At 39.4% G+C, this 2,833-nt stretch carries 3 protein-coding genes and 1 pseudogene; all 4 read left to right on the forward strand.

What is annotated here, in order from left to right; translation table 11 throughout:
• Window positions 1-432 (forward strand): annotated as a pseudogene (locus ABZA26_RS11765) (3-deoxy-7-phosphoheptulonate synthase); the annotation flags it as partial.
• Between the two features lie 5 nt (window positions 433-437).
• Window positions 438-1,271: a prephenate dehydrogenase gene (locus tag ABZA26_RS11770; RefSeq protein WP_372714713.1), complete on the forward strand. Its 834-nt coding sequence runs from the start codon at window positions 438-440 to the stop codon at window positions 1,269-1,271.
• Between the two features lie 14 nt (window positions 1,272-1,285).
• Window positions 1,286-2,554, forward strand: coding sequence for a 3-phosphoshikimate 1-carboxyvinyltransferase (gene aroA, locus ABZA26_RS11775; RefSeq protein ID WP_372714714.1), 1,269 nt, complete (start codon window positions 1,286-1,288; stop codon window positions 2,552-2,554).
• The coding region (locus tag ABZA26_RS11780; RefSeq protein WP_372714715.1) for a chorismate mutase at window positions 2,554-2,833 on the forward strand (280 nt) is incomplete at its 3' end. The genes aroA and ABZA26_RS11780, both read left to right, overlap by 1 nt.

A 2,833-nucleotide genomic window follows, 5' to 3' on the forward strand; every position in this document is an offset into this window, starting at 1 on the left:
GAACTTGGAAAAATTAATACCCCTATACTTTTAAAAAGAGGTATGTCAGCTACTATAGAAGAATGGCTAATGTCGGCTGAATACATAATGGCCGGAGGAAATGAAAATGTAATTCTTTGTGAGAGAGGAATAAGAACTTTTGAAAAATACACAAGAAACACACTGGATCTAAGTGCAGTTCTGGCTGTAAAAAAATTGAGTCACCTTCCTGTAATAGTTGACCCAAGCCACGCTACAGGAAAGAGATGGATGGTAAAAGATCTTGCCCTTGCAGCAGCAGCAGTGGGAGCAGACGGTCTTATGGTAGAAGTTCACAACGATCCTGAGAATGCTCTTTGTGACGGAGCCCAGTCCCTTGAGCCAAAAGCATTTGACGACTTGATGATATCTGTAAATAAATTAGTAAAAGCACTCAGAACTCCAGGAGAATAAAGATTATGAAGGTAGCAGTGATAGGTCTGGGGTTGATCGGTGCTTCTATGGCAAAGGGGCTTCTTGATAATGGTCATGAGGTTTACGGAGTAGATATAGATCAAAATGCCATAAACTACTGTGAAAAAAATAAACTTATATCAAAGGGCTTTTCTGATATGGGAGATATACTGGACAGATGTGAAATTGTGATGTTTTCAGTATATCCTAAAACAATGATAAGACTAACTGAAAAATACAAGGAACAATTTAAGGCAGGAACTATAGTAACTGATGTGAGCGGTGTAAAAAAGGAGGTCGTTGCAAAAATGCAGCGACTCCTACCGCCAGGTGTTGAGTTTGTAGGAGTCCATCCCATGGCAGGCCGGGAAAAAATAGGAGCGGAATACTCTGATCCGGATATTTTTAAGGGAGCCAACTACATAATAACTCCCACAGAGAAAAACACAGAAAAAGCTGTAGACGTCCTGGAAAAAATAGGAACCGAGCTTGGATTTAAGAGGGTCAGCTACCTCAGTCCAGAAAGGCATGATGAGATGATAGCCTTTACCAGTCAGCTGACACATGCTATAGCAGTAGCTCTTGTAAATAGTGATAAGGACCCTGATACTTATAATTTTACAGGGGATTCCTATAGGGAGCTCACCAGAATAGCCATGATAAACGCTGATCTGTGGAGTGAACTTTTTCTGGAAAATAAGAAAAATCTTATAAACAGAATTGATGAATTTCAAGAAAGACTGGACATAATAAAAAATGCACTAAAAAAAGATGACAGAAAAACACTAATAGATGAGTTTGAAAAGTCCACTGAAAAAAGACTTACTTTGGAAAAATAAAAAGGGGGAGCAGCATGGATATCAAGATAATACCTGGAAAATTAAACGGTGAGGTTATAATACCACCTTCAAAAAGTCTTTCACACAGAGCCATAATAGCAGGGGCAATGGCAAAAGGAGAGAGCAGTGTAACAAATCTTATCATGTCAGATGATATCGAGGCGACTATAGAGGCTATGGAAGCTCTGGGAGTATCTATATCTAAGGGAGAACATGATGTTAAAATAGATGGTACAGGTACACTGGTAAGAAAAGAAAGTACAATAAACTGCAGGGAATCAGGTTCTACTGTAAGGTTTCTTGTACCGATATCATTACTAGCTGACGGGGAAATCAAATTTATAGGAGAGGGAAGACTTGCAAAAAGACCTCTTACTACATTTTTTAATATATTCGACGATTTTGGTGTAAAGTATGAGACAGGAGAGGATTACCTTCCTCTGACTATAAACGGGAAATTAACAGGCGGAAGATATAAAATGAAGGGAAATGTGAGCTCACAGTTCATAACAGGACTTATGTATACTCTTCCGAAATTAGAAGAAGATTCTGTGATTGAGATAACAACTCCCCTTGAATCTATAGGATATGTGGATCTTACTCTGGACATGCTTAAAAAATCAGGAATTGAAATAGAAAACAGAGACTACAGAGAGTTTCATATAAAGGGTAAACAGGAGTTTAAACCGGTGAACTACCGTGTAGAGGGAGATTACTCACAAGGGGCCTTCTGGATGGTGGCTGCTACTCTAGGAGCAGGACTAGATTGTATAGGACTAGAAAAAGAGTCTCTTCAAGGAGATAAAGAGATACTGGATATAATAACAAAAATGGGCGGTACTGTAAAAAATACAGCTAAAGGCCTTACATCAGAATTCACAAAGACAAAGGGTGCAGTGATAGATCTGTCACAATGTCCTGACCTGGGTCCTATCGTAACTGTAATGGCATCAGTGAGTGAAGGGGAGACTAGAATAATAAACGCTCAGAGACTCCGTATAAAGGAATCTGACAGAATCACGGCAATGGTGACCGAACTCAATAAAATCGGAGCAGACATAACAGAAACAGAAGACGGAATGATAATAAGAGGAGTAAAAAAACTAAAAGGCGGAGCCAATGTATCTAGCTGGAATGACCACAGAATAGCCATGGCCATGGCAGTGGCGTCTACCCAGTGTGAAGAGCCTATAGTTATAGAGGGAGCAGAGTCAGTTAAAAAATCTTATCCTCATTTTTGGGATCACTTTAAACAACTGGGCGGAAAGGTCGAGGTACTATAATGGTTAAGGATCTAAAAGAACTTAGAGATGAAATAGAAGTCATAGACAAAGAGATGATAAAACTCTATTTGAGAAGAATGGAAATAGTAAAGAATGTGGCCCTTTACAAGCAGGAAAATGGAATGGAGGTACTTGACAGGTCCAGGGAACTTGAACTCCTTGAAAAAACCTCTGCCCTTGTACCTGAAAAAGATCTGAGAAAATATTACCGGGAGCTTCTGGAAAAACAGATGGAGCTTTCCAGGGACTATCAGAGGAAAATACTTGGCCTGCAAACAA

The organism is Ilyobacter sp., assembly GCF_041583315.1.
Classification (GTDB): Bacteria; Fusobacteriota; Fusobacteriia; order Fusobacteriales; family Fusobacteriaceae; genus Ilyobacter.

Bases quoted from the DNA above. Each gene is read 5' to 3' on its own strand.
- aroA (WP_372714714.1), top strand. From the start codon at position 1,286: ATGGATATCAAGATAATACCTGGAAAATTAAACGGTGAGGTTATAATA.
- ABZA26_RS11770 (WP_372714713.1), top strand. From the start codon at position 438: ATGAAGGTAGCAGTGATAGGTCTGGGGTTGATCGGTGCTTCTATGGCA.